Below are 24,102 nucleotides of genomic sequence, written 5' to 3'. Positions count from 1 at the left end.
AAGCGCGCCCGTTCACGCCGACGGCCGGCCCGCGACGGCATTCGCCGCGCATCCCCGAAAGACGCCCGTCGGCCCCGCAATGCACGGGACTCGCATGAACAGACCCTAGCGTAGCAGCGACCGCCGCCACGTTCCAGCAAAACGGCCCTGCTTCACCCTTGCGACGAAGGCAGGTACGGCATCGGATTCACCGGCTTGCCGTCGCGCCGCACCTCGAACAGCAGCGCGACGCGCGAGTTGTCGAGGTCGCCCATCTCGGCGATCTCGTCGCCCTGGCGCACGATGTCGCCCGTCTTCACGAGCAGCTTGCGGTTGTGTGCATACGCGGTCAGGAAATCCGCGTTGTGCTGGACGATGATCAGGCTGCCGTAATCGTTCAGGCCGGTGCCCGCATACATCACGCGGCCGTCGGCCGCGGCGCGCACGGGGTCGCCCGGCCGGCCGGCGATCTGGATGCCGCGGTTCTGCCCCGGCCGGAACCCGTCGACGATCTTGCCGCTGGCGGGCCACTTGAGCGCGACGCCGCCCGCATGACGTTTCGTTTCCTTGACGACCTGGCGATCGTTCGCGTTCGATGCAGTGGTTTGCGCAGTTGCATGACCATCCGCGGCCCCGTTGCCCGCGGCCGTTTGCGTACCGGCCGCGCCCGCCGGCGGCAGCGGTTGCTGTTTGACGATGCGCAGCACCTGCCCCATCCGCAGCCGGCCGTTCGCGGTCATCTTGTTCCAGGTGCGCAGGTCGGCAACGCTGCAGTCGTTCGCGGACGCGATGCCCGACAGCGTGTCGCCACGCTTCACGACGTACTTCTGCGCGACGAGAATCGGCGCCGGCGGCAGCGTGGCGGACGCGGTAGCCGACGGCGCGGCAGCCGGCTGGCCCGACGACGAGCCTGCCAGCGTATCGCTCGGCGGGACGGACTGCGTGCCTGCACAACCGGCCATGACGAGCACGGCTGCCAGGCCTGGCAGCCACGCCGCGTTGCGGTAAATCTCGCGCGTTTTCATGGACGATCCGACTCCGGTTTGACAATCTTTCAAGCATCTCAAAAACGGAACGGCCGACGTGTAACCGGATGCAAACAATGATGACAAACGATCACGAACCGGATGCCGGCCGGCATACGCTACCGGTAATACGGTCCGATTCAGAAAAACTTGATGGTCTTTTTGCAGGAAGGCGGAAGAATTTTCGTCGCGAAAAACTATGACAGATTTGTTTCAATAGGCGCGAATCGACACTCAACGCAACCATCGGACGAATTCGGAACAGGCCCACGCGATGCCGACGCACAGGAACAGTAGATGCAACGCGATCTTGAACGACACGCCCCACGACGAATCGATCTGCATGACAGGCTCCCCGGTTGATGTGCATTCATGATCGGCCATCGATCGCACCCCGAAAATGCGGACCTGGCGAATCGGGTCTCAGGCTGAGCCTGAGACCGGCGCGGCGGTTCCTGCTAACTTATCGGCCATTCAACGCCTTCACTCCCGGCCCATCATGCGCTTCGACCTGACCGACCTGCGGCTCTTCCTGAACATCTGCGAGGCCGGCACGATCACGAGCGGCGCCGAGCGCACGCACATCACGCTGCAAGCCGCGAGCGAGCGCATCCGCGGCATGGAGGACGAGCTCGGCGTGCCGCTGCTGCACCGGACCAAGTCGGGTGCGCAAGCGACCGACGCGGGCCGCGCGCTCGAACACCACGCGCGCACCGTGCTGCAGCAGATCGACCACATGCGTGGCGAACTGCAGCAATACGGCCAGGGGCTGCGCGGCCATATCCGGCTGCTGTGCAACACGGCTTCGCTGAGCGAATACCTGCCCGACGCGCTGGCCGATTACCTGCCGCACCATCCGAAGCTGTCGATCAGCGTCGAAGAGCGCTCGAGCCAGGAGATCGTGCATGCGATCCGCAACAAGACGGCCGAGGTCGGCATCGTCGCCGATTCGGTCGGGCTCGGGCGGGCTCGAACAGAAGCCGTTCCGCGAGGACTGGCTGATCGTCGTCGTGCCGGCCGCGCATCCGCTGGCGTCGCACCGGAAAGTTGCGTTCGACGACATCGCCGGCGAGGATTTCATCGGCCTCACCGACGGCAGCGCGCTGCAGGTGCATCTCGCCGACCAGGCGCGCGCGCTCGGCAAGCGGATCCGCTACCGCGTGCAGTTGAAGAGCTTCGATGCGATCTGCTGCGTGATCGCGAGCGGCGTGGGCATCGGCATCGTGTCGCGGCACGCGGCCGAGCGTGCAGACGATGGACGTGCGGCTCGTCGAGCTGTCCGATCCGTGGAGCCACCGGAATCTGACACTGTGCGCGCGGTCGTTCGACGCGCTGCCGAAATACACGCGGGAGTTCGTCGCGTTCCTGTCCGGCGCGACACCGTCGCGGTAACGCGCGCCGCATCGTCGTTATACGGAGGCATGACCATGACCGAAACCGATCTCGCCACCCGCTATCGCGCGTATATCGACTGCCTGAACCGCCAGGACTGGCCGGCGCTCGGCGAGTACGTCTCCGACGACGTGATCCACAACGACCGGCCGCTCGGCCTCGCCGGCTACCGCGCGATGCTCGAACAGGACTACCGCGACATTCCCGATCTCCGCTTCGACATCCGGTTGCTCGCGTGCGAGCCACCTCGCATCGCGTGCCGGCTGCGCTTCGCCTGTTCGCCGAAGGGGACGTTCATGGGGCTCGCTGTCGACGGCCGGAAGGTCACCTTCGCCGAGAACGTGTTCTACGAATTTCATGACGGCAAGATCCGCCAGGTCTGGTCGGTGATCGACAAGGCGGCGATCGAGGCGCAGCTTTAGCCCCGTCGCGGCGGCCGCTCGCCGGTCGCGACCGACACGCCGATATCCGTCGTGATGTGCTTCGATCCTTATGGATAACGTTTTCTCTCATTATCCATCGTAAGCACGTCGACATTCAGTCTTGCCTCCTGCCGCTTCAGCGCACGCCACCCGCACGATACGCGCTCACTCATCGAGAGAATTTTGGGCGATTCACGCGCAATTCTGATCAGAACGCCCGCCTCTTCGTTCCCACTATTCGGGTTTTCACCGGCGCATCCTGCGTGAAAGATCATTGACATCGCGTCGCTGGATGCCTAAATTTGGAAAACGTTTTCCAATGCTTCAGCGCGACGCCGGTCACGGCCCGTGCAGGGGGAACGCTTGCCCGCTCGAGTTGTGATTCAGGCCGTCCGCCTTCAGGGATCAGGGTTTCAAGGCAACGGTCGGGTACGGGCATCGAGCGCGGCAGCGGCCACACCCGCCCGTCCTTCATCACTATTCAAAACTGGAGACACAATGCATCCGCGCAGCAGATTCGCGCTCGGCGCCGCGCTCAGCGCCCTTTCCGTCGTGTTCGTCAGCGCGTGCGGCGGCAACGACGTGACCGACACGCCGCCGTCATCGCCGCCCCCGTCCACGACACCGACGCTCGCGGCGAACTCGCTGCAGGCGCTCGTCTACGGCGCGCCCGACACGAGCGTGCCGGCCGGCACGAACATTCCGGTCACGATGATGGGCCAGATGCGCGCGCTGTTCGACCTGATCCGGAAATCGCCCGACTTCACGCAGGTCGTGATGGATCTCGGCGACGGTACGCCCGTCCACGTGCTCGACACGAACACCGGCGACAAATTCCTGCCCGGCAAGCTCGCGCTCGGCCTGTCGTACATCCTGATCGACATGAAGTCGAAGAACGACCCGCAGTATGCGAGCTACCTCGCGACGTACCAGACGATCACGACCGCGATGATGGCGCAGTCGGGCGGCAACTACACGTATGCGAACACGTCGTGGGGCGAGTACTACTACCTCGTCGCGCTGAACAACCTGAAGGCGCACGGGATGCTCAACGAAGTCTTCAGCGACGCGATGCTCGCGACGCTGCAGCAGCGCCTCACCTTCTGCGACATGTTCGGCCCTGATGCGAGCGGCAAGACCAGTACGTGCCCGGCCGCCGGCACGCCGATCGACATTGCGTCGCTCAACACCGCGCAGAATTACTATGCGGTGTCCTACGGAATTGCCGGGCTGCGCCAGAAGCTCGGCTGGAGCAGCCCGACCTTCGCCTCGAAGACCGATCCGTCCGTCGCGACGATGGGCGCGCGCGACGCGCTGCTGTACACGCTGACGAACCACATCCGCAACGACTCGTCGGGCGGCTTCTCCGACGAAGCGTCGAACACGCACACGACCTACTACGACCAGGCGCGCTTCGACCGCTACAGCACGCTGCTGATCGGCGAAGTGGTCGAGCGCACGTTCGAGATGGACAACGTGGCGAATCTCACGCCCGAACTGAAGGGCTATCTGCGCAAGTCGGTCGACCTGATCCTGCCGCAGCTGAACGCCAACGGCCAGGGCTTCAACTACGGCCGCTCGATCGGCCCGTACGGCGATTCCGCATTCATGGAAGTGCTGACGGCCGCCGCCAACGCCGGCGTGCTGACCGACCAGGAGAAGCAGGTCGCGTATGCATTCATCTACCAGGCCGCGCATCGTTTCGACACGTACTGGTACGACCCGTCGCTGCCGACGCCGTCGGTGAACATGTGGGTCAAGGGCCGCGGCACCGACGCGTATCGCGGCAAGCCGCGCGTGATGGGCGAGAACTTCAGCCTGCTGCACCAGTACCTGTATGTGAACGCGTGGTGGAACAAGCTCGGCTTCGGCGGGAAGGCGCCGATGGCCGATGCGGACTACGGCGCATGGCTCGACGCGCTGCCGCGCTACACGCTTACCTGGTACAACCAGCCGACCGATGCGGCCCATCCGTACAGCGCCGCGCTGCTCACCGTGCGCGACGGCCGGCGCGTGATCAACCTGAACCTGAGCCAGGCGCCCGACTACAACTCGTTCACGCCGTACTACCCGGTACCGTTCTCGGACAAGCTGATCTACGGCACGACCGATCTCGGTTATGCGCTGCTGGTGCCGCAGGTGACGTACAACGCGAAGACGTACATTCCCGTCACGTACTACAAGAACCTGAACGTGCAGCAAAGCAACGGCCAGGTGATCGTGTCGTTCGATACGACGAAGTTCCGTCTCGCATCGAAGAACGCGGCATACACGACGGATCTCGACCTGCAGGTGCATACGGTGCTGACGTTCGCGCACGGCACCGTCTCGCGCAGCGATACGCTGAGTTCGGGCACGCTCACGGGCAACCTCGCGGTCGAGACGGACTTCACGTCGTTCGCTGATTTCGCGTCGACGCAGGCCAACGGCGACGGTGTGTCGGTGACTTACGCCAACAGCGCCGCGACCGGTTACGCGGCATCCGGGTTCGACACCTGCGCGCTGTCCGCCTTCGACACGGCGAACGGCACGACGAACCCGCTGTCGACGACGCCGATCGGCCAGCTGCATTCGAACTTCGCGTGCACGACGAAGCCGTTTGCACTCGGCGCAGGCACGACGCGCACGTTCGGGTGGTCGCTGAAGTACGCCGATCCGGCCTGAACCGTGTGATCCACGCCATGTGAACCCGCCCGAAGCCGGTCGCTGAAACCGGCTTCGGGCGCTTCGAAACAACACCGGCATCCCCCTTTACCCGCGATACCCGCTCACAGCCACCCGGCTGCTGCCATATACGCGCCGAGCGCGATCAGCCCGACGAAGAAGCAACGCTTGAACGCCTTCTCGCTCATCACGCGTCGCGCATACTGCCCGCCCGCCATCCCCGCCAACGCCGGCACGAGCGCGAGTGCCGACACACCGAGGTCGACCGTCTGCAACGCGCCCGACACGTGCAGCTGCAGGCCAAGCGCGATCGTCGACGCGGTGAACGACAGCCCGAGCGCCTGGATCAGGTCGTCCTTCGACAAGCGCAGCGCCTGCAGATAAGGCACGGCCGGCACGACGAACACGCCGGTCGCGGCCGTCACGACGCCCGTCAGGTAGCCGACCACGGCCGACAGCCATTTCTCGTGGCGACCCGGCGCGGGCAAGCGTGCAGCGGCCAGCCCCCACAGCCCGTAGAGGATCAGCACGACGCCGAGCGCCGCGTGCGTCCACGTGCTGCCGGCCGCGAGCGCGGGCAGGCCGCCCGCCAGCGTGCCGATCGTCAGACCGGCGAGCAGCGGCCACAGCCGGCGCAGCAACGGCCCGAACGACGGGCCGAGCCACAACTGCCACACGTTGGTGATGAACGACGGCACGAGCAGCAGGCTGGCCGCGGCCGACGGCGGCATCGCGAGCGTCAGCAGCCCCATCGCGATCGTCGGCAGTCCGAGCCCGATCATGCCCTTGACCGCGCCGGCGAGCAGGAACACCAGCACGATGATCGTCAGCGTATGAATTTGCATGGAAGGCATTCCGTCCGGTTGAGTACGGCGCCGATGGTGCCTCCCCGCCATGCTGCCCGCCATCTGGTTTTGCCTGAGGCTGGCTAGGGCCCGCCGCACGGGCCTGTCACGCCCGCCAATCCGGCCCCACGGATCACCCCCGACCCTGCTCGCTGTCGAGGTGCGCCATCTGTGCGGCCGGATAACGCTCGCCGGCAGCCGCCCCGGCGGGCACCGCCGCTTCGATACGAGCGAGATCATTGACCGTTAGTTGCAATTTAGTCGCCAGCAAGCCGTCCTGCAGTTGCGTGCGCTTGCGCGCGCCGACCAGCGGCACGATGTCGGCGCCGCGCGACAGCGCCCATGCGATCGCGACCTGCGCCGGATTGCTGCCCTTCTCGTCGGCGATCGCGCGCAGCGCGTCGACGAGCGCGAGGTTGTGCGCCAGGTTTTCGCCCTGGAAGCGCGGGCTCGCTGCGCGGAAATCGCGCTCGCCCTGCCGTGCCGTACTCCAACGCCCGCCGAGCAGCCCGCGCGACAGCACGCCGTAGGCCGTCACGCCAATGCCGAGCGCGCGGCAGGTCGGCAGGATGTCGGCTTCGATTCCGCGCGACAGCAGCGAATATTCGATCTGCAAATCGGAGATCGGCGCGACGGCCGCCGCGCGGCGGATCGTGTCGGCGCTGGCTTCGGACAGCCCGATATGACGCACGTACCCGGCTTTCACGAGATCGGCGATCGCGCCAACCGTGTCCTCGATCGGCACGGCCGGATCGACGCGCGACGGCCGGTAGATGTCGATGTAGTCGGTGCCGAGCCGCTTCAGCGAATACGCGACGAAGTTCCGGATCGCGTCGGGCCGTGCGTCGTAGCCGGCAAACCCGCCGGCCGGATCGCGCAGCGCGCCGAATTTCACGCTGATCAGCACCTGGTCGCGCGTGCGGCCGCGCAGCGCGTCGCGGATCAGCATCTCGTTGTCGCCCATCCCGTAGAAATCGCCGGTGTCGAGCATCGTGATGCCGTTGTCGAGCGCCGCGTGCAGCGTGGCGATGCTTTCGTCGCGGTCGGCCGGCCCGTAGAAATCCGACATCCCCATGCAGCCGAGCGCGATCGCCGAAACCTGCGGGCCCGTGCGGCCCAGTTGACGCGTGTCCATGTCCGTTTCCTTCAAGTGGTGAGTGGATGGACCGGATTCTGGACGCTTCGCCATGCGCGATAAACGCGAAACGCTCCACCAAACCATTCGACGCTGATTAACAATGGAGCCTGTTCCCATCCCCGCCGAGACTTCCGCCCGCATGGACCATCTGCAAGCAATGCGCATCTTCGCGCGCGTCGCCCACCTCGGCAGCTTCACGAAAGCGGCCGAGCAGCTGCAACTGCCGCGCCCGACCGTCAGCAATGCTGTCCAGTATCTGGAGAAGCACCTGAAGATCCGCCTGCTGCAGCGCACGACGCGGCGCGTCGCGCTGACGGCCGAAGGCGCGACCTACTACGAGCGTTGCGCGCGACTGCTCGCCGATCTCGACGATGTGGAAACGCTGTTCGAGGATGCCGGCACGTCGCCGCGCGGCGTGATCCGCGTCGACCTGCCCGAACGTTTCGCGCTGAACCAGGTGATCCCGGCGCTGCCGGATTTCCACGCGCGCTACCCCGACCTGCGCGTCGTGATCAGCACGACCGACCGCTTCGTCGACCTCGTCGCCGACGGCATCGACTGCGCGGTACGCGTCGGCGTGCTGTCCGACACGTCGCTCGTCGCGCGGCGCGTCGGCGAGATGGCGCAGATCAACTGCGCGTCGCCCGCGTATCTGGCCCGCCACGGCACGCCGCGCTCGCCGGACGAGCTGCCGGACCACATCGCGGTCGGCTATTTCTCGAGCCGGACGGGCCGCGAGCTGGACTGGGAATATGCGGACATGGATTCGGGCGAGGTGCACACGGTGAAGATGCAAAGCGTCGTGTCGGTCAACAGCTCGCAGGCGTATCTCGCGTGCTGCGTCGCGGGCCTCGGACTGATCCAGGCACCGCGCGACGGGCTCGCGCCGCTACTCGCCAACGGGTCGCTGGTCGAAGTGCTGCCGGAGTGGAGTGCCGGGGCGCTGCCGGTATCGGTGGTGTTTCCGACCGGCCGGCACCTGGCACCGCGTGTGCGGATTTTCGTGGACTGGCTCGCGGAAACGCTCGGCGGCATGCACCGCGCGGGCTGACGCGGGCCGGCGCCGGGGCGCCCGGCCCCGATCACCAGCCGTCGGTCGCCGGTCGCCGGCCGCCGGTCGCCGGCCGGTCGAAACGATCAGAACTTGTGGCGGATCGCGGCGCGTACCGCGAACTGGTTCGACGACGCCGACGGGCCGTCCGTCCCGACGACATAACCGCCGTCGGCCGCCGTACCGGTCTTGTCGCCGGCCACCTTCTGCCACGCGCCCTGCAGGTAGACGTCGGTGCGCTTCGACAGGCTGTAGTCGGCCATCAGGCCGACCGTGTGGTACTTCGGCTTGAACGAGCCGGCAGTCGCATCGAACTTGCCGTCCGTGTACACGTACTGCGCGCCGAGATAGAAATCGGGCGTGAGCTGGTACTTGCCGTTGATCTCGAAGTTCTGGAACTTGGTCGCGGTCAGCCCGAGGCCGGCGAACGTCGAGGCCGGCAGGTAGACGGTCGACACCGGGTTCTTCACGTCCGTCTTCGTGTAGACGAAGCCGACGGTGGCCGGGCCGAACGTGTAGTTCACGCCGCCGCCGAAGATGCGCAGGCGGTCGGCGACGAAGTTCGCGTCGTCGGCCGCGATCGCGCCCGCGTTGCCGATGCCCGGGTTGTTCGCCTGCAGGTACGCGGCCGCGACCTGCAGCCCGGCCAGCGAATACTGCGCGCCGATGCTGTACTGGCGGTTGTTCGAGAAGCCCGTGCTGTTGCTGAAGCTGTACGTGCCGCCGAATGTCAGGCCGTTCCAGTCGGGGCTCGCGTACTTGACCGTGTTGTTGACGCGGAACGAATTGTCCGTGTTGTCGTTGTCGAACGGGTGCGAGAACAGCGTACCGCCCCAGTTGCCGTTCGCGGTCAGCGGCGCGAGATAGTCGACGACGGAGTCGTACTGGCGACCGAAGGTCAGCGTGCCGAAGCGCGACTGGCTCAGCCCGACGAACGCCTGGCGGCCGAACATGCGGCCGCCCTGGCCGAGCCGGCCGTTGTTCACGTCAAAACCGTTTTCCAGCGTGAAGATCGCCTTCAGCCCGCCGCCGAGATCCTCGCTGCCCTTCAGGCCCCAGCGGCTGCCCTGAGCGTAGCCGCTCGCGAGCTGGTAATTCGTCTTTCCGACCCCATTGACGTTGACGTTGTTCGTGTAATTGAAGCCTTCGTCGATCAGGCCGTACAGCGTCACGCTGTTCTGGGCAAAGGCCGGCGCGGCGAACGCAGCGAGCGCGGCGGCAAAAATGACGTGCTTCTTCATGACGGATCTCCGGAGCCGAGGGCCGGGCAGGCCGAGCGCCCGGCGAATGTTTGATCTGTTGTATGTTTGGCCCGCAGGGCGGACGACGCGGTGTGCGGCCGCGTGAGGACAAAATGGTGTCACGTCGCAAACCGTCCGTCCATCGGGGGTTCGTCACCGCGCGCAAAGCGTTGCGCTCGTCCAACTGCCCCGTTGCGCGGACAGCCTGACCGGGCTTATCGGCAGCGGCAGGCAGGCCCGCCATCCGCGTAAACCCGGCAGGCGTCGCATCGGTGGCACAATGCGCATCCGTTCGCCATTTCTTCACGAAGTCATGCTTCACCCCGATTCACGCGCGGCATGCGTCGGCCGCGCCCGCGGCCCGCGCCGGGTGGCGGCCCGATGACCGCGCCCGCCCGGGCCGGCCGCTACGCCGAACTCGATTTCTTCCGCGGCCTCGTGCTGCTCGTCATCGTCGTCGACCATATCGGCGGCAGCATCCTGTCGCGCGTGACGCTGCATGCGTACGCGCTGTGCGACGCGGCCGAGGTGTTCGTGTTCCTCGGCGGCTTCGCGACCGCCATTGCGTACAACTCGCTCGCCGAGCGGCACGACGAGGCCGCCGCGCGCCAGCGCTTCATCCGGCGCGCGTTCGAGATCTATCGCGCGTTCCTCGTGACGGCCGGGCTGATGCTGCTGATCACCGCCGCGCTGAACGCGTTCGCGATCGACGGCCCGAACATGCCGACCAACGACCTCGACGGCCTGCTGCACAAACCGCTTGCCGCGCTGCGCGACATCCTGCTGTTCCGCCGCCAGCCTTACCTCGCGTCGGTGCTGCCGATGTACGCGTTCTTCGCGCTGCTCGTCCCGCTCGCGCTGCCGCTCGCGCGCACGCAGCCGTGGCTGATGCTGGCGTTCAGCGGGTCGCTCTGGTACGCGGCGCCGCACGTCGCGCGTTTCCTGCCGACCGTCGAAGGCGCGCCGTGGGATTTCAACCCGTTCGCGTGGCAGTTCCTGTTCGTGCTCGGCGTGATTGCGCGCTGTCAGCCCGTGTACCAGACGCTCGCGCCCAAGCCGCAGGGCTGGCTGCTGACGGCCGTATCGCTCGCGATCGTCGCGGCCGGCGCGTACTACCGGCTGCGCATCGAGCCCTTCCCGACCGATCCGTCGATCAAGCAGAACCTCGGCGCGCTGCGCCTCGTGAACTTCCTCGCGATCGCGTGGCTCGCCGCCAAGCTCGTGCACCTCGGCTGGATGAAGAAGGTCGCGCACGCGATGCCCTGGATCGGCACGATCGGCCGGCAAGGGCTGCTGTGCTTCGTCGCGGGCACCGGCATCTCGCTCGCGGTCGATTCGCTGCTTTACCAGGCGACCGAAGGCTATCTCGACGTGAAGCTCGGACTGATCGCCGACGTCGTCGCGATGGGCCTGCTGTATCTCGTGGCCAAACTCTACGGGCCGCTCGTCGCGCGGCTGCCGTTCCGTTCGCGGCGATGACGCGCCGCGCCGTCATGCGCCGCTGCTACGATAGCCGGCGCCTCTCCTGAAACGCTTCGCCATGCGCCGACTCGCCCTTCCGTTCGCCATCGCCCTGATCGCCGGCTCCATCGCCACCGCCCGCGCCACGCCGGCCGCGCCGCCGGTCTCGCCCGTGCCGCCGCCACCGGCCGTCCAGACCGCGACGACGCCGTCGACCGCCCAGGAGCCGCCGGTCAACCCGGGCAGCAGCGTCGTGCTGCGCACGTTCCGGTCGGCGTCGCTGAAGCGCGAATGGTCGTACACGGTCTACCTGCCGCCCGGCTACAACCCGGAAGGCGCGCGCTACCCCGTGATGTACCTGCTGCACGGCAATGCCGGCAATGCGAACGACTGGGTCACGCAGGGCCGGCTGCAGGCCACCGCCGACACGCTGATCGAGCGCCACGAGATTCCGCCCGTCGTAATCGTGATGCCGCAGGGCGGCACCGACTGGTACGTCGATCGCAAGGAGAAGATGCAGAGTGCGTTCCTCAACGACCTGCTGCCCGAGGTCGAAGCGCACTTTGCGGTGTCGAACCAGCGCGCGGGCCGCACGATCGGCGGCGTGTCGATGGGCGGGTTCGGCGCGCTGCGCTTCTCGCTGCTCGAACCGGGGCTGTTCTGCGGCGCGATGCTGCTGAGCCCCGCGATCTATGCGAACGAGCCGCCGCTCAATTCCGCCGCGCGTTATGTCGGCGTGTTCGGCGACCGGCAGTTCGACGCGCGCGTGTGGCACGAGCTCAACTACCCGGCGCTGCTGCGCGGCTATTTCGCGCGCACCTGGCGCGTGCCGATGTTCATCGCGGCCGGCGACGACGACCTGACGATCCAGGCGGAATCGAGCGTGCTGTACACGCACCTGCGCCGCGCGCAGAACCCGGCCGAGCTGCGCATCGTCGACGGCGGGCATACGTGGGACGTGTGGCGCGGGTTGCTCGGGCAGGGGTTGAAGTACGCGCTCGAGTGCGTGAAGTGACGCTCCGCCCGTGCCGGCGAGCGATGACCTTCATTGCCGGAACACGACCGGCCGCATGATGCGCAAGCAACGCGCGGGCATCAGGCCATGCGCCGCTCACGGCGCGCCGACCGGCCCGCGCAGTTGCCCGAACGCCCCGCTCCGGTATGCGCTGATCCGGTCGTCGAGCTGCGCGTGCGTATTCATCACGAATGGGCCGTGACGGGCGATCGGCTGCTGCAACGCGGCACCGGACAGCACGACGAAATGTGCGTCCTCGTCGGCAACGATGCGAATCCGCACGCTGTCGGCCGACGCTTCGCGATCGAACGTCACACTGACCGCCTCCCCCTGCTTCACGCCGCTCGTCATCCCGGCAGCCTCCACGCGCACCGCGCCTGACACGATGTGAATCGTCGCGTTCCAGCCGCGCGGCAGCTCGTGGCCGAACGACGCCGTGCGCGACACGAACGCGTCCAGCAACGTGAACGGCTCGGGAAGCTTCGGCGTGACCGATGCGTTCACGCCGTTGCTGCTGCCGGAGACGACCCGCACGCGCACGCCGGGCGCCGTGAATTCCGGAATCTCGTGCGGCTCGACGTGAACGGCATACGGTGCATCGTACTTTTTCGCGGCCGGCAGGTTCACGAAGATTTGCAGCGCATGAACCCGATGCCCGATGCCTTCCGGCTGCTCCGTATGCACTGCGCCACGGCCGGCGGCAAACCAGTGCAGCGCGCCCGGCTCGATGGGCCCGTGATTGCCGAGCGAATCGTAATTGACGTGCGCGCCCATTGCATCCTCGAACACGTACGTCACGGCCGAGATGCCCGCATGCGGGTGCGGCTCGAACGTCGGGGCCGTCATCTCGAAGTGATCGAGCATGACGACCGGGTCCATCGCCCCGCCAAGCATGCTTTCGTCGAAATTCTTCGCGCGGAATGATTCGCCGATGGTCAAGTCGCGGCCGGCAACCGCGCGCGACAGCCGCACAAAGTCGTTCATCGTCGTGCTCCTTGCTGGATATCCAATGGGTCCGCCGCGCGCCAGCGTGGACGCTACGCGCCCCCACCCGGCCGCGAGACTGCGTGAATCGTCACTTGCCCGATGCGTTCCTGAGCTGCCACACGAGGTTCGCGAACGGCATGTCGAGGTCCGCATACACCTGCTGCGCCTTCGGATCGTCGTTGCCGTGCAGCAGCTCGACGCCGACCGTCGCGTAATCGGTCACGGGGATGCCGACACCGGCGAGACGCTGCAGCCCGGCCGTGCGCTTCGCGTCGCTGAACGTGCCGGACGCGTCGAGCACCACACGCGGGTCGTAACCGGCCGCCTTCAGCGCCAGCGCCGGGAACGTCGCGCAGACTTCCAGCGACACGCCGGCAATGACCACCTGCTTGCGGCCCGTCTTCTCGATCGCGGCCCGCACGTTCGGGTCGTCCCACGCGTTGATCGACGTGCGGCTGATCACCGGCACGCCGGGCAGCGCCGCCTTCAGTTCGGGAATCGTCGGCCCCCACATGCCGTCGGGCATCGTCGCGGTGACAATGACCGGGATGCCAAGCGTCTTCGCGGCCTTCGCCAGCGCGACCACGTTGTGGCGGAGCTGCCCGACGTCGATGTCCCGTACGCCCGTGAACAGGCCGACCTGGTGATCGACCAGCAACAGCACGGTGTTGTCGCGCGACAGCAGCGAATACGGCGCACCCGACGGCGCGACGGCGGCCGGCGCGGATGCAGATACCGGCGCAGCGTTGGCGGCCGGTACCGTTGCACCGGCCGAGCCGGCAAGCGCGATGGCGAGCACCGCGGATTTCAGAAGTGCGAAGCGTTTCATGATGTCTTTCCTCACGTTGACCTTGAGATGACAGATCGGCGGCCCGAACCACCCGCCGAATCGCCCGGTGCATGTCAGCGCCGGTTGGAAAGAATGATATTTACGCAACGACAAACGATAAATACACTATCAATCAACCTATCGTTTCCAAATGGAAACGATCAATCGACGTTTTCTCCGTGGTGAATCCAGCGTGCCTCCGGCCTCCTCCGATCTGAACGACCTCTACCTGTTCGCCAAGGTCGTCGAGCATCGCGGCTTCACCGCGGCCGGCGACGCGCTCGGCGTCAGCAAGTCGCATATTTCCCGGCGCGTCACCGATCTGGAGGCCCGTCTCGGCACCCGGCTGCTGCACCGCACGTCGCGCCGGCTCAGCCTGACGGACGCCGGCGAAGCGCTCTACGTGCATTGCCGTGCGATGATCGACGAGGCGACGGCCGGCGAGGAGGCCGTGCGGCGCCGCACGGCCGAGCCGTCGGGGCTGGTGCGCGCCAGCATGCCGATCGCGATCACCGATATCGTGCTGGCCGGCCTGCTGCCGCGTTTCATGCAGCGTTACCCGAAGGTCCGGCTCGCGCTGCAAGCGAGCCATCGGCAAGTCGATCTCGTTGACGAGCACATCGATGTGGCCGTGCGCGGCGTGGGTTTCGACGTCGAATCGTCGAGCCTGATCCAGGTTCCGCTATGCACGGCGCGCTGGGGGCTGGTCGCCAGCCCGGCCTATCTGGTGGCGGCCGGCCCGATCGACGCGCCCGATGCGCTCCCGGAAGATGATGTCCTGATCCATGCGCCGATCGGCGACCCGGTCGCGTCGCTGCGGCTGATCGGCGCGAACGCCGACGTCGTCATGCGGACGATCCGGCCTCGCGTGCAGAGCGACAATGTCGCCACGCTGAAAGAGGCCGCGCTGGCCGGCCTGGGCATCGCGAGCCTGCCGCTGTATGCGTGCCGTACCGAAATCGCGGCCGGCACGCTGCAGGTGGTCCTGCCCGCGTGGCGCTCGCGGGAGGGGCGGCTCGTGCTGCTGTTCCCGACCCGGCGCGGCATGATGCCGGCCGTGCGCGCGCTGGTCGATTTTCTGAAGGCGGAGCTGCCGCCGCTGCTGGGCTGAATCGGCTGGCTCAAAGCCACGTGCCGCCCTGCCGCTCGCTCGGTTCCTCGTTAAGCGCGTCGAAGTCGTGAATCCAGTCCAGGTGATGCAGCACACTGTCGCGTTCGGCCAGACGCGCGTTGCGCGCCTGCGCGGCCGGCCCGTCGGGCAGGTGCAGCACGTCGGCCGCCGAGATCGACGCGTACTGCACCTTGCGCGTGCGGCCGCGACGCAGCCGCTCGTAGGCTTCCTGCGCTTCGCGCCAGTTGCCCGGCCCGGCCTTCGCGAGTTGCGCCGCCAGGACCACCGCGTCCTCGATCGACTGATTCGCGCCCTGCCCGTGGTGCGGCACCAAGGCATGCGCGGCATCGCCGATCAGCGTCACGCGCCCGCGGCTCCAGCGGCCCAGCGGCGGACGGTGGAACAGCCCCCAGCGCTGGCTGACCGGCACCGCGGTGATCATCTGCACCACGGCCGGATGCCAGTCCCTGAACACGCGCAGTTGCTCGCCCTCCTCGGCCGGCATGACCCAGTCGCGCGACGGCCACGGTGACGGATGCCGCTCGACCAGCAGGAAGTTCTGGTCGCCGTTGTCGCCGATCGGATAGTGCAGCAGATGCCCATGCGGCCCGACCCAAAACTGGATCGTGTCGGGATCGGGCAGCAGGTTCATGCGCGCGGCCGGCACCACGCCGCGAAAGCCCGAGCAGCCCGAATACAGCACGTCGTCGTAGCCGAGCATCCAGCGCCGCGTGATCGAACGCGCGCCGTCCGCGCCGATCACGAGATCGGCCTCGACGCGCGCGCCATTGTCGAACGACAGCGTGACGCGATCGGGATGCTGCGCGAGATCGACCAGACGATGGCCGAGATGGATGCATTCGAGACCGACGGCCTTCGACAGCACGGCCTGCAGATCCGCGCGATGCACGCCCCAGTACGCGCCGCCGAATTGCCGGCGATAGTCGGGTTCGCCGCGATGATGGCCGATCACCGCGCCGCTGCGCCCGTCGCGATACACGAGGCCCGGAATGTCCGCGCACACCGCATCGAAGGCCACGCGCAAGCCCATGCGTTCGTAGAACCGCGTCGCATTGGCCGACAGCGCGACGGCCGCGCCGACTTCGCGCAATTCATGAGTCTGTTCGTAGAGTTGTGCGTCGATGCCGTGCTCGCGCAATGCGAGCGCGAGAGTCAGGCCGCCGATGCCGGCGCCGACGATCGCAATCTTCAGGTTCGTCTGCATGATGAAGGTGTCTCCGATCTTCATATGTGGGGCGCGCGACTTGCGCAGCGGTCATGTCGAATGCATGTGCCGTATCGGTATTTTCAGGAGTGGACTTTCATCCCGCAATAAAATGAAATGAATCTACTTCATCACGGAATGCAATGAGCCGGGCCACGCAAAACCCATGGAACTGAGCGAGATCGACCTCAACCTGCTGCTGCTTTTCCAGCGGCTGATGCAAGAGCGGCGCGTGTCGAGCGTCGCCGAGCAGATGAACATGAGCCAGCCGGGCGTCAGCAACGCGCTCGCCAAACTGCGCCGCCGGCTCGGCGATCCGCTGTTCGTGCGCGGGCCCGGCGGCGTCGTGCCGACGCCATTTGCGCTGCAACTGGCCGAACCGGTGGCACATGCGCTCGCGACGCTGCACGCCGCGCTGAATCCCGAGACCGGTTTCGATCCGCTGCGCGCAACACGCACGCTGACCATCGGCATGACCGATATCGGCGAAGTCGTGTTCCTGCCCGCGCTGCTCGAACACCTGTCGCATGCGGCGCCGGGCATCGCGCTCAATACTGTCCGCAACACGAGCGTCAACCTCGGCGACGAGATGGCCGACGGCCGTGTCGATCTCGCGATCGGCCTGCTGCCCCAGCTCAAGGGCGGGTTCTATCAGCGTCGGCTGTTCGATCAGCGCTACGTGTGCCTGTTCAGGCGCGGCCATCCACTCGAGGAAGCGCCGCTGACGCTCGAAACCTGGCGCGACGCCGAACATCTGGTCGTGGTGTCGGCCGGCACCGGTCACGGGCAGGTGGACGAATGGCTGCAACGGCGCCGCGTGAAGCGCCAGGTGCGGCTGACGGTGCCGCATTTCATGAGCGTGGGCTACATCCTGCAGCGCACCGACCTGATCGCAACGGTGCCCGAACATCTCGCGCTGCAGCTCGCCGCGCCGTTTTCGCTCGGCTGGCGTGCGCTACCCGTCACGCTGCCCGGTGCGCCGATCCACATGCTCTGGCATACGCGCGTCAATCAGGACGAAGGGAACCGGTGGCTGCGCGACGTGGTGGTCGACCTGTTCGCGGAGACGGGCGCGCGGGCGCGGAAGGCCTTGCCCGGCCGGAAGAAATGATCGCCGTCACCGCGCGGTCGCATGCGCTTTACGACATCGCTCGAATGCTCGAATCCGTGCGCCGCGCATTTCGACTACATTGCCGAAGGGGTGACGCCATCGCCCCTCGGTCGCCTCGTTCCTCATTCAACCAGCAGGAAATCAAGCCATGTCTGTCTCGAAGAAATTCGCAGCCGTCACGGGCGCCGGCTCCGGCATCGGTCGCGCAGCGGCCCTCGCGCTCGCCCAGGCGGGATTCACCGTCGCGCTGCTCGGACGCAAGGAAGCATCGTTGCGCGAAACTCAGGACGCGATCCGCACCGCCGGCGGCGACGCGCAGGTGTTTCCCGCCGACGTCACCGACGAAGCCTCGGTCGACCACGCGTTCGCGCAAATTGCGCAGCAGTTCGGCCGGCTGGATGTTCTGTTCAACAATGCCGGCCGCAATGCGCCTGTCGTGTCCCTCGACGAATACGACATCGACGTGTGGAACAGCGTCGTCGCGACGAACCTGACCGGCGTCTTTCTGTGTGCTCGGGCCGCGTGGCGCCTGATGAAAGCGCAGACGCCGCAGGGTGGCCGCATCATCAACAACGGCTCGATCTCCGCGCACGCGCCGCGCCCCGATACGATCGCGTACACGGCCACCAAGCATGCGGTCACCGGCATCACCAAATCGCTGGCGCTCGATGGTCGCCGGTACAACATCGCGTGCGGCCAGATCGACATCGGCAACGCCGCGACGTCGCTCACGGAACGGATGACGCAAGGCGTCCCGCAAGCGGACGGCAGCCTCGCGCCCGAGGCGCGCATGGACGTCACGCATGTCGCGAACGCGATCGTCCAGATGGCGAACCTGCCGCTGGACACGAACATCCTGACCATGACGATCATGGCAACCGCGATGCCGTTCGTCGGTCGCGGATAAACACGGCTGCGCCCCGCGCCGGAAGACATCGCCCGCGAGCACGGACGATATCTCCCGGCGCTTGTTGAGGCGCACCGCGAACCAGCTCCGCGATGGAGCCGGGATGCGCGAGATGTCACTCCCTCAGAATATCGTCGGCGACACGCTCGAACGGCACGCGCCCTTTGCGAATCTCGATCGTGTCGTCACTTCCGAAGCCGATATGGCCGTTGTTCAGCCCGTGATTCAGCTCGATGAATCCATCGATGGCCGCGGTCGAGAACGGATTCATCGCGAGTACGCCGGCCCACGCGGACGGTTCGAGCGCCACCGGTCGCACCGGCCGATTCAACACGCGCGCGAAGGTGCCTGCAATGTCGGCGGGTGAATAGGCGATCGGCCCCTCCAGCCCGATCTTCCGGATGCCACTCCAGTCTTCCTGCAGAATCTCTGCCGCGACACGGCCGATGTCCGCGGTCGCGACCATCGGAATCGCGCGGTCGACCGGCCCGAGCAGGCTTGGCAGAATGCCCTGCAAGCGAACCGGATCGACGACGCGCGCCCAGTTCTCCATGAAGTAGGCGGCGCGCAGGAACACGACCGGGATGTCCAGTTCGGCCAGTTGCCGTTCGGCCGCCCGGTTCGTCGCAATCACGCCGGTGCCGTCCGGCCGGTCCGCGCCGACCGACGACAGCAGCACGAGTTTCGACACGCCCGACGCGCGGACCGCTGCTGCGACGGCACGCGCCGTCACGTCCGCGTGCTCGAACAGATTCTCCAGCGCGTAGTTGGGCGGCTTGACCAGATACGCGCCGCGCGCGCCGGCGAACGCTTGCGTCAACGCGGCGGAATCGGCCAGATCGGCGACCGCCACCTCTGCACCCTGCTCCACCCAGCGCGCCGCCTTCGCGCGATCGCGCACGACCACGCGAACCGGGACCCCTGCATCGATCAGCGCCTGGGCCGCGACGGCTCCCGTGCGCCCGGTAACACCCGTGACAACGTACATGTGCTCTCCCGACAGCCGCTCCACCTGTTGGAGCGATGGTTTCGATGATGTACGCTGGCCATACATAACTCAAATGCATACCGATCATGTCTAGCATGCACCAAGTGGATTTACGCGCCGTCGACCTCAATCTGCTGAAGCTGCTCGACGCGTTGCTCCAGGAGCGCAGCGTCACGCGCGCCGGGATGCGGCTCGGCCTGACCCAGCCTGCCGCGAGCCGTGCACTGGGCAGGTTGCGCGCCCTGCTCGACGATCGCGTCGTCGTGCGTACGCCGAAGGGGCTGGAATTCACGCCGCGCGCGGCATCGCTGGCGCTGCGCGTATCGCGTGTGCTGACGGACGCGGCCGGCATCGTCGCACCCGCCGTGTTCGATCCGGCTACCGCGCGTGGACAGTTTTCGATCGCGAGCCTCGATCACATGGCATTGACGTTGATCCCGGATGTGAATGCGCGGCTGGAACAGCGCGCGCCCGGCATGGATCTCAACGTTCCGCCCTCACGCGGCAACAACGTCGAACTCGTGACGGACGGCACCGCTGGTGTCGCACTTGGCGTATTCGACGACGATACGTTGCCCGCCGGCATCTATCGTCGAAAGCTCTACGACGACGATCTGGTGTGCATAGTACGCAACGGGCATCCGGCGCTGTCGGCGCGGCTGACGGCGAAACGCTTCGCGGCGCTATCGCACGTGCTGGTGACAATCGGTGGCCGCGGTGGTGAGCTGGTCGACGCGGCGCTCGCGAGGCAAGGCCTGCATCGACGAATAGCAATGCGGTTGCCGCATTTCCTGGTGGCGCCGATGGTCGTCGCGAAGAGCGACATGACGCTGGTATTGCCGCGTCGGCTTGCGCGGCATGTCGCGTTGTCGATGCCGGTCACGCTCGTGAAGTTGCCGGTCGACGTGCCGTCTTTCGCGCTGTCGATGATCTGGCACGAGCGCACGCACGACGATCCGGCGCATGCGTGGCTGCGGCAGCAGATTGCGGACGTTGCGCGGGAGATGGCGTCCTAGTCATGCCCTCCCGGCGCCAGCAATGCATCGATACCTGCGCGATCCGCTTCTCCTTCAAACATCCGGATCCGGAATCCGCGCCGACTGAATCACCACCAGCGTATCGCCCGCCTCGATCCTGCACGGCGGGTCCTCGTAGAACGAAAAGATCTTCCCGCACCGATCGAGCCCGACCACGATCGCACCCGGCACGACGTTCGTCATGCAGCCGATCTCGTGCGGCAACGCCTCGCGCTCCAGCAGCGTCGCGCGCCCGCGCGTCGACAGCATGTCGTTCACGAACGGCACGATGTAGCGGCTGTGCACGGCATCCGCGAGCAGCAGCGCGCCGATCTTCGTCGACGACACGATCACGTCCGCGCCGGCCTGCCGCAGTTGCCGCTGATACAGGTTCTCCTGGATCCGCACGACGATCTTCGTGTCGGGTGCAATGCTGCGCACCGACAGCGTCAGCAGGATCGCGGTCGGATCGTCGGTCACCGAAATGATCACGGCCTTCGCCGCGCGCACCTGCGCCTGTTGCAGCAGATCCTCATGGGCAGGATCGCCAAGCAATCCGGTCACGCCGAGCGACGTCGCGGCTTCGAGCGCCTGCTGCTGCGAATCGATCACGATGATCGTCGCGGGATCGACGCCGCTTTCCAGCAACTCGCGCACCGCGATCGACCCCGACAGGCCATAACCGCACACGACGATGTGGTCGGACAATTGTTTCTGCAGGCGTTTCATGCGGAATTCCTCGATGACGCGCTGGATCACGAACTGATACGCCGTGCCCAGGAAAATGAACCAGATGACGATACGAATCGGCACGATGAAGAACGCATCGAGCAGGCGTGCCCGCGCGGTGACGGGCACGATGTCGCCGTAGCCGACCGTCGCGACGGTCACCATCGTGAAGTACACGAGATCGGCGACGGTCATCGGCGTGCTCTTGGTCGAATCGCGCAGGCCGTCGCGATCGAGATACAGCACGATGAACGCGAGCGTGCACAGCAGCACGACCGCGCCGATGCGGAACATCAGCGTGCGCCGCGGCGACGTCGCGGGACGCGTGAACAGCGTGCGCGCGCGCGGCGCCTGCCATGGATTGCGGGCGCGACGCAGGCGTAAGCGCAACGAGCGGCGCTGGTCGGAGGGCGTTGCCAACGAGGAGTCTCCTGATGAATGCGGGCTCGATTCTACGACGGGAACCTGCGCACCCGGTCGTCACAGCATGCTGCGCGGCCGCACCATCGTTCCGTCGACGAAGCGCTGCGCGCGAAACGCCGACAGGTCGAGCGACGGCGCGCCCGTGTCGATCCATTCGGCGAGCAGCCGCCCGACGATCGGCCCCATCGCGAATCCGTGACCGCAGAACCCCGTTGCGATCGCAAGCCCCGACGGCGTGCCCGGCGCATCGATCACCGGAATGCCGTCGGGCAGCACGTCGATCAGGCCGGCCCACGCCTCGACGATCTGCGCGTCCTTCAACGCAGGGAAGATCGCCTTGAGCTTCGCGAGCGCGCGCGGCGCATGCGCGCGATTCGGCTGCGGCTGCGGATCGCGCGGCTCGATCGGCCCGGCCGCGCCGTTGATGCGTGCCAGCACATCGCGCCACGCGGCCGCGCTCACGTGCAGCCGGAATTTGTCGCGCTGCGACCAGAACTCCGGCCAGAAGAGACTCAACCCGCGCAGATGGCCGAGCGTCAGGTCGACGTCGACCTGCATGTCGTCGGCGAGATTGATCGCACCGTTCGTGCGCTGTCGGATGCCGAGGCCATGCCCCCACACCGTCGCCGCCGACACCGGCGGCACCACATTGGTGCGCATGCAGGTGCCGCGCACGGCCTGCTGCGGCAGCCGGATGCCGACCCCGTCGAGCAACCGGAAGCTGGTCGCACCGGCCGCGCAGATCACGCGCTGCGTGCGGATCGTGCCGCGCTCGGTCGCGACGCCGACCACCGCGCCGCCTGCCGTCTCGATCGCGGTCACGCCGCAGCCTTCGAAGAAACGCGCCCCGCCCTCGGTCGCGCGCGCGGCGAATGCGGCGGCCACGCGACGCGGCTCGGCCTGCCCGTCGGTCGCGGTGTACAACCCGCCGAGCGTACGCGCCTGCGGCGAAAGGCCGCTGACGCGCGCGTCGATCTGCGCGCGCGTCAGCGTGCGCGTGTCGAGCCCGTGCTCGCGCGCGACGGCAAGCCACGCATTGAACGACGACCAGTCCGCTTCGTTGTCCGCAATATAAAGACAGCCGCCCTGCCGCCATTCGAGATCGAAACCGAGGGTTTCCTCTAACCCTTCCCAGATCCGCATGCCGGCCATCATCAGCGGCACTTCGGCGGACTCCCGGCCCTGCTGCCGCACAAAGCCCCAGGCGCGTGTCGACTGCTGCCCGGCGATGCGCGACTTGTCGAGCACGACGGCCTTCAACCCGCGCAGGCTCAGGTAGTACGCGGCTGCGCAGCCCATGATGCCGGCGCCGGCGATCACGACATCGGCTTCGGCCGGGAACGCCGTTTCGGCGCGGGTCAGGGCATCGTGCAGCGGATAGGTTGTCGTCATTGTTTCCTGTCAGTCGTTAATTCCTGCGAGATGCGGGCGCGGCGGTAACGTCATGACACACCTTTCACACAAACGCACCTTACGCGACACTGAATGACGACCATTTTGCGGTAAAGTTATCTTTTCCGCGCGTGGCCGGTCGGCTCGCCATTGGACGTCATGAAGACTGTCCGTCGAGACTGCCGCAAGGCGTCGTTCTGAACGTCACGATCCGTTCCCGTAGCATGACCATTGAAGCAATCACCACGGATTCCCTCGCGGTCGCCGAGCGCGTGCGCGAGCTGATGACCCGCAACGGCATCGGCAAGCGCCAGCAGACTACCGAGCTGTGTCGCATCCTCGACCTGAGTTTCTCGCAAGGCCACCGCAAACTGCGCGGCAGCAGCCCCTGGACGCTCGCGCAGATCAAGAAAGTCGCCGAAGCGTACGGTGAACCCGCCGCGCAGCTGTTCGGCGCGCAAACGCTCGACCCCGGCATGGTCGGCGCCTATTCGCAGGAGGCCGTACTTTATGCGGGCGTCGCCGAGATTCCGTGCACCGCATGGATCGGCGCGCCGCTCGAAGCCGGCGCACGCCCCGAGTTCGTCGCCTACGAACAGAACGGCCGTTGGCGCGTACTGCGCCACACCGGCGTGCTGTATCAAAACGCGTACGACGTGCACAAGATCGAAATCTATCCGCGCCGGGCGGAGAGCGACAAACTCGTCGTCGCGGTGATCGACCCCGATCGCGTCAGCGCAACCGAACTGTGCCGCTACCTTGAACGGCAGGGTTTCGCGACGGCCGCGTTCGACGGCCTCGCGCCGTTCGTCGACGCGCTGCAGGGCCAGGCCTTCGACGCCGTGCTGACCGAGTGGCTGTTCGACGACAGCACGGCCGCCACCGCGATCAAGGCCGTGCGCACGTCCGACAATCCGGGCGCACCGATTTTCGTGCTGACGGGCGACCTGCTCACCGGCCGCGCGAGCGAAGCCGACATCAGCGAAGTGATCCGCGCGTTCGACGTCGTCTGCTACGAAAAGCCCGCGCGCATGGCGATCCTCAGCGCCGATCTCGCGAAACGGCTCGCACGCGGATAACGTCCGCCGGGCCGGCCGCCCTTCGAGCGGCCAACGCACGCGCCGCGCCGCGGGCACGAACAGGTTCCTCAG

21 protein-coding genes and 2 pseudogenes are annotated in these 24,102 nt (G+C 66.8%); 13 read left to right on the top strand and 10 right to left on the bottom strand.

What is annotated here, in order from left to right; genetic code table 11:
• Positions 1 to 152: 152 nt before the first annotated feature.
• Complete coding sequence (locus KEC55_RS18065; RefSeq protein ID WP_282509219.1) at positions 153 to 1,004, bottom strand: peptidoglycan DD-metalloendopeptidase family protein; 852 nt, start codon at positions 1,002 to 1,004, stop codon at positions 153 to 155.
• 400 nt (positions 1,005 to 1,404) lie between these two features.
• Between KEC55_RS18065 and KEC55_RS35130 the strand changes: the two are divergent.
• From KEC55_RS35130 to KEC55_RS18050, 5 genes and pseudogenes are all read left to right on the top strand, one after another.
• A pseudogene (locus tag KEC55_RS35130) lies at positions 1,405 to 1,899 on the top strand (LysR family transcriptional regulator); the annotation flags it as partial.
• Between the two features lie 10 nt (positions 1,900 to 1,909).
• Positions 1,910 to 2,305, top strand: a pseudogene (locus tag KEC55_RS35125) (LysR substrate-binding domain-containing protein); the annotation flags it as partial.
• A complete protein-coding gene (locus tag KEC55_RS35120; RefSeq protein WP_432626323.1) occupies positions 2,250 to 2,396 on the top strand; it encodes a hypothetical protein in 147 nt (48 codons plus the stop codon). The pseudogene KEC55_RS35125 and the gene KEC55_RS35120, both read left to right, overlap by 56 nt.
• Before the next feature lie 35 nt (positions 2,397 to 2,431).
• Entirely contained in the window at positions 2,432 to 2,818 is a 387-nt protein-coding gene (locus KEC55_RS18055) for an ester cyclase (RefSeq protein ID WP_282509217.1), read from the top strand.
• Between the two features lie 498 nt (positions 2,819 to 3,316).
• Complete coding sequence (locus KEC55_RS18050) at positions 3,317 to 5,482, top strand: hypothetical protein (protein WP_282509215.1); 2,166 nt, start codon at positions 3,317 to 3,319, stop codon at positions 5,480 to 5,482.
• Between the two features lie 104 nt (positions 5,483 to 5,586).
• Here KEC55_RS18050 and KEC55_RS18045 read toward each other — a convergent pair whose 3' ends face one another.
• Positions 5,587 to 6,327 carry a sulfite exporter TauE/SafE family protein gene (locus KEC55_RS18045; protein ID WP_282509213.1) on the bottom strand — a complete coding sequence of 247 codons (741 nt, stop codon included), beginning with the start codon at positions 6,325 to 6,327 and terminating at the stop codon, positions 5,587 to 5,589.
• Positions 6,328 to 6,460: 133 nt separating this feature from the next.
• Complete coding sequence (locus KEC55_RS18040; protein WP_282509211.1) at positions 6,461 to 7,462, bottom strand: aldo/keto reductase; 1,002 nt, start codon at positions 7,460 to 7,462, stop codon at positions 6,461 to 6,463.
• Positions 7,463 to 7,604: 142 nt separating this feature from the next.
• On the opposite strand from KEC55_RS18040, the gene KEC55_RS18035 reads away from it, so the two are divergent.
• A complete protein-coding gene (locus KEC55_RS18035) occupies positions 7,605 to 8,516 on the top strand; it encodes a LysR family transcriptional regulator (protein WP_282509209.1) in 912 nt (303 codons plus the stop codon).
• Positions 8,517 to 8,602: 86 nt separating this feature from the next.
• Here KEC55_RS18035 and KEC55_RS18030 read toward each other — a convergent pair whose 3' ends face one another.
• Positions 8,603 to 9,757 carry a porin gene (locus tag KEC55_RS18030; protein ID WP_282509207.1) on the bottom strand — a complete coding sequence of 385 codons (1,155 nt, stop codon included), beginning with the start codon at positions 9,755 to 9,757 and terminating at the stop codon, positions 8,603 to 8,605.
• 381 nt (positions 9,758 to 10,138) lie between these two features.
• On the opposite strand from KEC55_RS18030, the gene KEC55_RS18025 reads away from it, so the two are divergent.
• The gene (locus KEC55_RS18025; RefSeq protein ID WP_282509205.1) at positions 10,139 to 11,236 is read left to right on the top strand and encodes an OpgC domain-containing protein; all 1,098 of its coding nucleotides are present in this window, start codon (positions 10,139 to 10,141) and stop codon (positions 11,234 to 11,236) included.
• A gap of 61 nt (positions 11,237 to 11,297) precedes the next feature.
• On the top strand, positions 11,298 to 12,233 hold the full coding sequence (locus KEC55_RS18020; RefSeq protein WP_282509203.1) for an alpha/beta hydrolase: 936 nt from the start codon (positions 11,298 to 11,300) through the stop codon (positions 12,231 to 12,233).
• Between the two features lie 96 nt (positions 12,234 to 12,329).
• Here KEC55_RS18020 and KEC55_RS18015 read toward each other — a convergent pair whose 3' ends face one another.
• Both KEC55_RS18015 and KEC55_RS18010 read right to left on the bottom strand, forming a co-directional pair.
• Complete coding sequence (locus KEC55_RS18015) at positions 12,330 to 13,217, bottom strand: pirin family protein (RefSeq protein WP_282509201.1); 888 nt, start codon at positions 13,215 to 13,217, stop codon at positions 12,330 to 12,332.
• Positions 13,218 to 13,308: 91 nt separating this feature from the next.
• Positions 13,309 to 14,049 carry an isochorismatase family protein gene (locus KEC55_RS18010; protein WP_282509200.1) on the bottom strand — a complete coding sequence of 247 codons (741 nt, stop codon included), beginning with the start codon at positions 14,047 to 14,049 and terminating at the stop codon, positions 13,309 to 13,311.
• A 193-nt stretch (positions 14,050 to 14,242) separates the two neighbouring features.
• Here KEC55_RS18010 and KEC55_RS18005 point away from each other — a divergent pair, with 193 nt between their 5' ends.
• Positions 14,243 to 15,160, top strand: a complete 918-nt coding sequence (locus KEC55_RS18005; RefSeq protein WP_282509198.1) for a LysR substrate-binding domain-containing protein — start codon at positions 14,243 to 14,245, stop codon at positions 15,158 to 15,160.
• Between the two features lie 10 nt (positions 15,161 to 15,170).
• On the opposite strand, the gene KEC55_RS18000 is transcribed toward KEC55_RS18005, so the two are convergent.
• A complete protein-coding gene (locus tag KEC55_RS18000; RefSeq protein ID WP_282509196.1) occupies positions 15,171 to 16,385 on the bottom strand; it encodes an FAD-dependent monooxygenase in 1,215 nt (404 codons plus the stop codon).
• A gap of 166 nt (positions 16,386 to 16,551) precedes the next feature.
• On the opposite strand from KEC55_RS18000, the gene KEC55_RS17995 reads away from it, so the two are divergent.
• Together KEC55_RS17995 and KEC55_RS17990 are read left to right on the top strand one after the other, a co-directional pair.
• Entirely contained in the window at positions 16,552 to 17,496 is a 945-nt protein-coding gene (locus KEC55_RS17995) for a LysR family transcriptional regulator (protein ID WP_282509195.1), read from the top strand.
• A gap of 148 nt (positions 17,497 to 17,644) precedes the next feature.
• Entirely contained in the window at positions 17,645 to 18,403 is a 759-nt protein-coding gene (locus KEC55_RS17990; RefSeq protein ID WP_282509193.1) for an SDR family oxidoreductase, read from the top strand.
• A 115-nt stretch (positions 18,404 to 18,518) separates the two neighbouring features.
• Here the strand turns inward: KEC55_RS17990 and KEC55_RS17985 are convergent, their stop codons facing one another.
• Positions 18,519 to 19,391, bottom strand: coding sequence for an NmrA family NAD(P)-binding protein (locus tag KEC55_RS17985; protein ID WP_282509191.1), 873 nt, complete (start codon positions 19,389 to 19,391; stop codon positions 18,519 to 18,521).
• A 95-nt stretch (positions 19,392 to 19,486) separates the two neighbouring features.
• Between KEC55_RS17985 and KEC55_RS17980 the strand changes: the two genes are divergently transcribed.
• Positions 19,487 to 20,407, top strand: coding sequence for a LysR family transcriptional regulator (locus KEC55_RS17980; protein ID WP_282509189.1), 921 nt, complete (start codon positions 19,487 to 19,489; stop codon positions 20,405 to 20,407).
• Between the two features lie 54 nt (positions 20,408 to 20,461).
• On the opposite strand, the gene KEC55_RS17975 is transcribed toward KEC55_RS17980, so the two are convergent.
• Both KEC55_RS17975 and KEC55_RS17970 read right to left on the bottom strand, forming a co-directional pair.
• Positions 20,462 to 21,556 (bottom strand): potassium channel family protein, encoded by a 1,095-nt coding sequence (locus KEC55_RS17975; protein ID WP_282509187.1) that lies wholly within the window; start codon positions 21,554 to 21,556, stop codon positions 20,462 to 20,464.
• A gap of 60 nt (positions 21,557 to 21,616) precedes the next feature.
• Positions 21,617 to 22,951, bottom strand: coding sequence for an NAD(P)/FAD-dependent oxidoreductase (locus KEC55_RS17970; RefSeq protein WP_282509185.1), 1,335 nt, complete (start codon positions 22,949 to 22,951; stop codon positions 21,617 to 21,619).
• Between the two features lie 224 nt (positions 22,952 to 23,175).
• On the opposite strand from KEC55_RS17970, the gene KEC55_RS17965 reads away from it, so the two are divergent.
• A complete protein-coding gene (locus KEC55_RS17965) occupies positions 23,176 to 24,030 on the top strand; it encodes a helix-turn-helix domain-containing protein (RefSeq protein WP_175840076.1) in 855 nt (284 codons plus the stop codon).
• Positions 24,031 to 24,102 lie beyond the last annotated feature (72 nt).

The organism is Burkholderia cepacia (assembly GCF_029962485.1).
Taxonomy (GTDB): domain Bacteria; phylum Pseudomonadota; class Gammaproteobacteria; order Burkholderiales; family Burkholderiaceae; genus Burkholderia.
This window is presented reverse-complemented; position numbering and strand designations above follow the sequence as displayed.

Coding starts and splice junctions, on each gene's coding strand:
- KEC55_RS18055 (WP_282509217.1), top strand. CDS start 2,432: ATGACCGAAACCGATCTCGCCACCCGCTATCGCGCGTATATCGACTGC.
- KEC55_RS18065 (WP_282509219.1), bottom strand. CDS start 1,004: ATGAAAACGCGCGAGATTTACCGCAACGCGGCGTGGCTGCCAGGCCTG.
- KEC55_RS18040 (WP_282509211.1), bottom strand. CDS start 7,462: ATGGACACGCGTCAACTGGGCCGCACGGGCCCGCAGGTTTCGGCGATC.
- KEC55_RS17965 (WP_175840076.1), top strand. CDS start 23,176: ATGACCATTGAAGCAATCACCACGGATTCCCTCGCGGTCGCCGAGCGC.
- KEC55_RS18035 (WP_282509209.1), top strand. CDS start 7,605: ATGGACCATCTGCAAGCAATGCGCATCTTCGCGCGCGTCGCCCACCTC.
- KEC55_RS17980 (WP_282509189.1), top strand. CDS start 19,487: ATGCACCAAGTGGATTTACGCGCCGTCGACCTCAATCTGCTGAAGCTG.
- KEC55_RS18050 (WP_282509215.1), top strand. CDS start 3,317: ATGCATCCGCGCAGCAGATTCGCGCTCGGCGCCGCGCTCAGCGCCCTT.
- KEC55_RS17985 (WP_282509191.1), bottom strand. CDS start 19,391: ATGTACGTTGTCACGGGTGTTACCGGGCGCACGGGAGCCGTCGCGGCC.
- KEC55_RS17995 (WP_282509195.1), top strand. CDS start 16,552: ATGGAACTGAGCGAGATCGACCTCAACCTGCTGCTGCTTTTCCAGCGG.
- KEC55_RS18045 (WP_282509213.1), bottom strand. CDS start 6,327: ATGCAAATTCATACGCTGACGATCATCGTGCTGGTGTTCCTGCTCGCC.
- KEC55_RS18030 (WP_282509207.1), bottom strand. CDS start 9,757: ATGAAGAAGCACGTCATTTTTGCCGCCGCGCTCGCTGCGTTCGCCGCG.
- KEC55_RS17990 (WP_282509193.1), top strand. CDS start 17,645: ATGTCTGTCTCGAAGAAATTCGCAGCCGTCACGGGCGCCGGCTCCGGC.
- KEC55_RS18015 (WP_282509201.1), bottom strand. CDS start 13,217: ATGAACGACTTTGTGCGGCTGTCGCGCGCGGTTGCCGGCCGCGACTTG.
- KEC55_RS17970 (WP_282509185.1), bottom strand. CDS start 22,951: ATGACGACAACCTATCCGCTGCACGATGCCCTGACCCGCGCCGAAACG.
- KEC55_RS18020 (WP_282509203.1), top strand. CDS start 11,298: ATGCGCCGACTCGCCCTTCCGTTCGCCATCGCCCTGATCGCCGGCTCC.
- KEC55_RS18025 (WP_282509205.1), top strand. CDS start 10,139: ATGACCGCGCCCGCCCGGGCCGGCCGCTACGCCGAACTCGATTTCTTC.
- KEC55_RS18000 (WP_282509196.1), bottom strand. CDS start 16,385: ATGCAGACGAACCTGAAGATTGCGATCGTCGGCGCCGGCATCGGCGGC.
- KEC55_RS18010 (WP_282509200.1), bottom strand. CDS start 14,049: ATGAAACGCTTCGCACTTCTGAAATCCGCGGTGCTCGCCATCGCGCTT.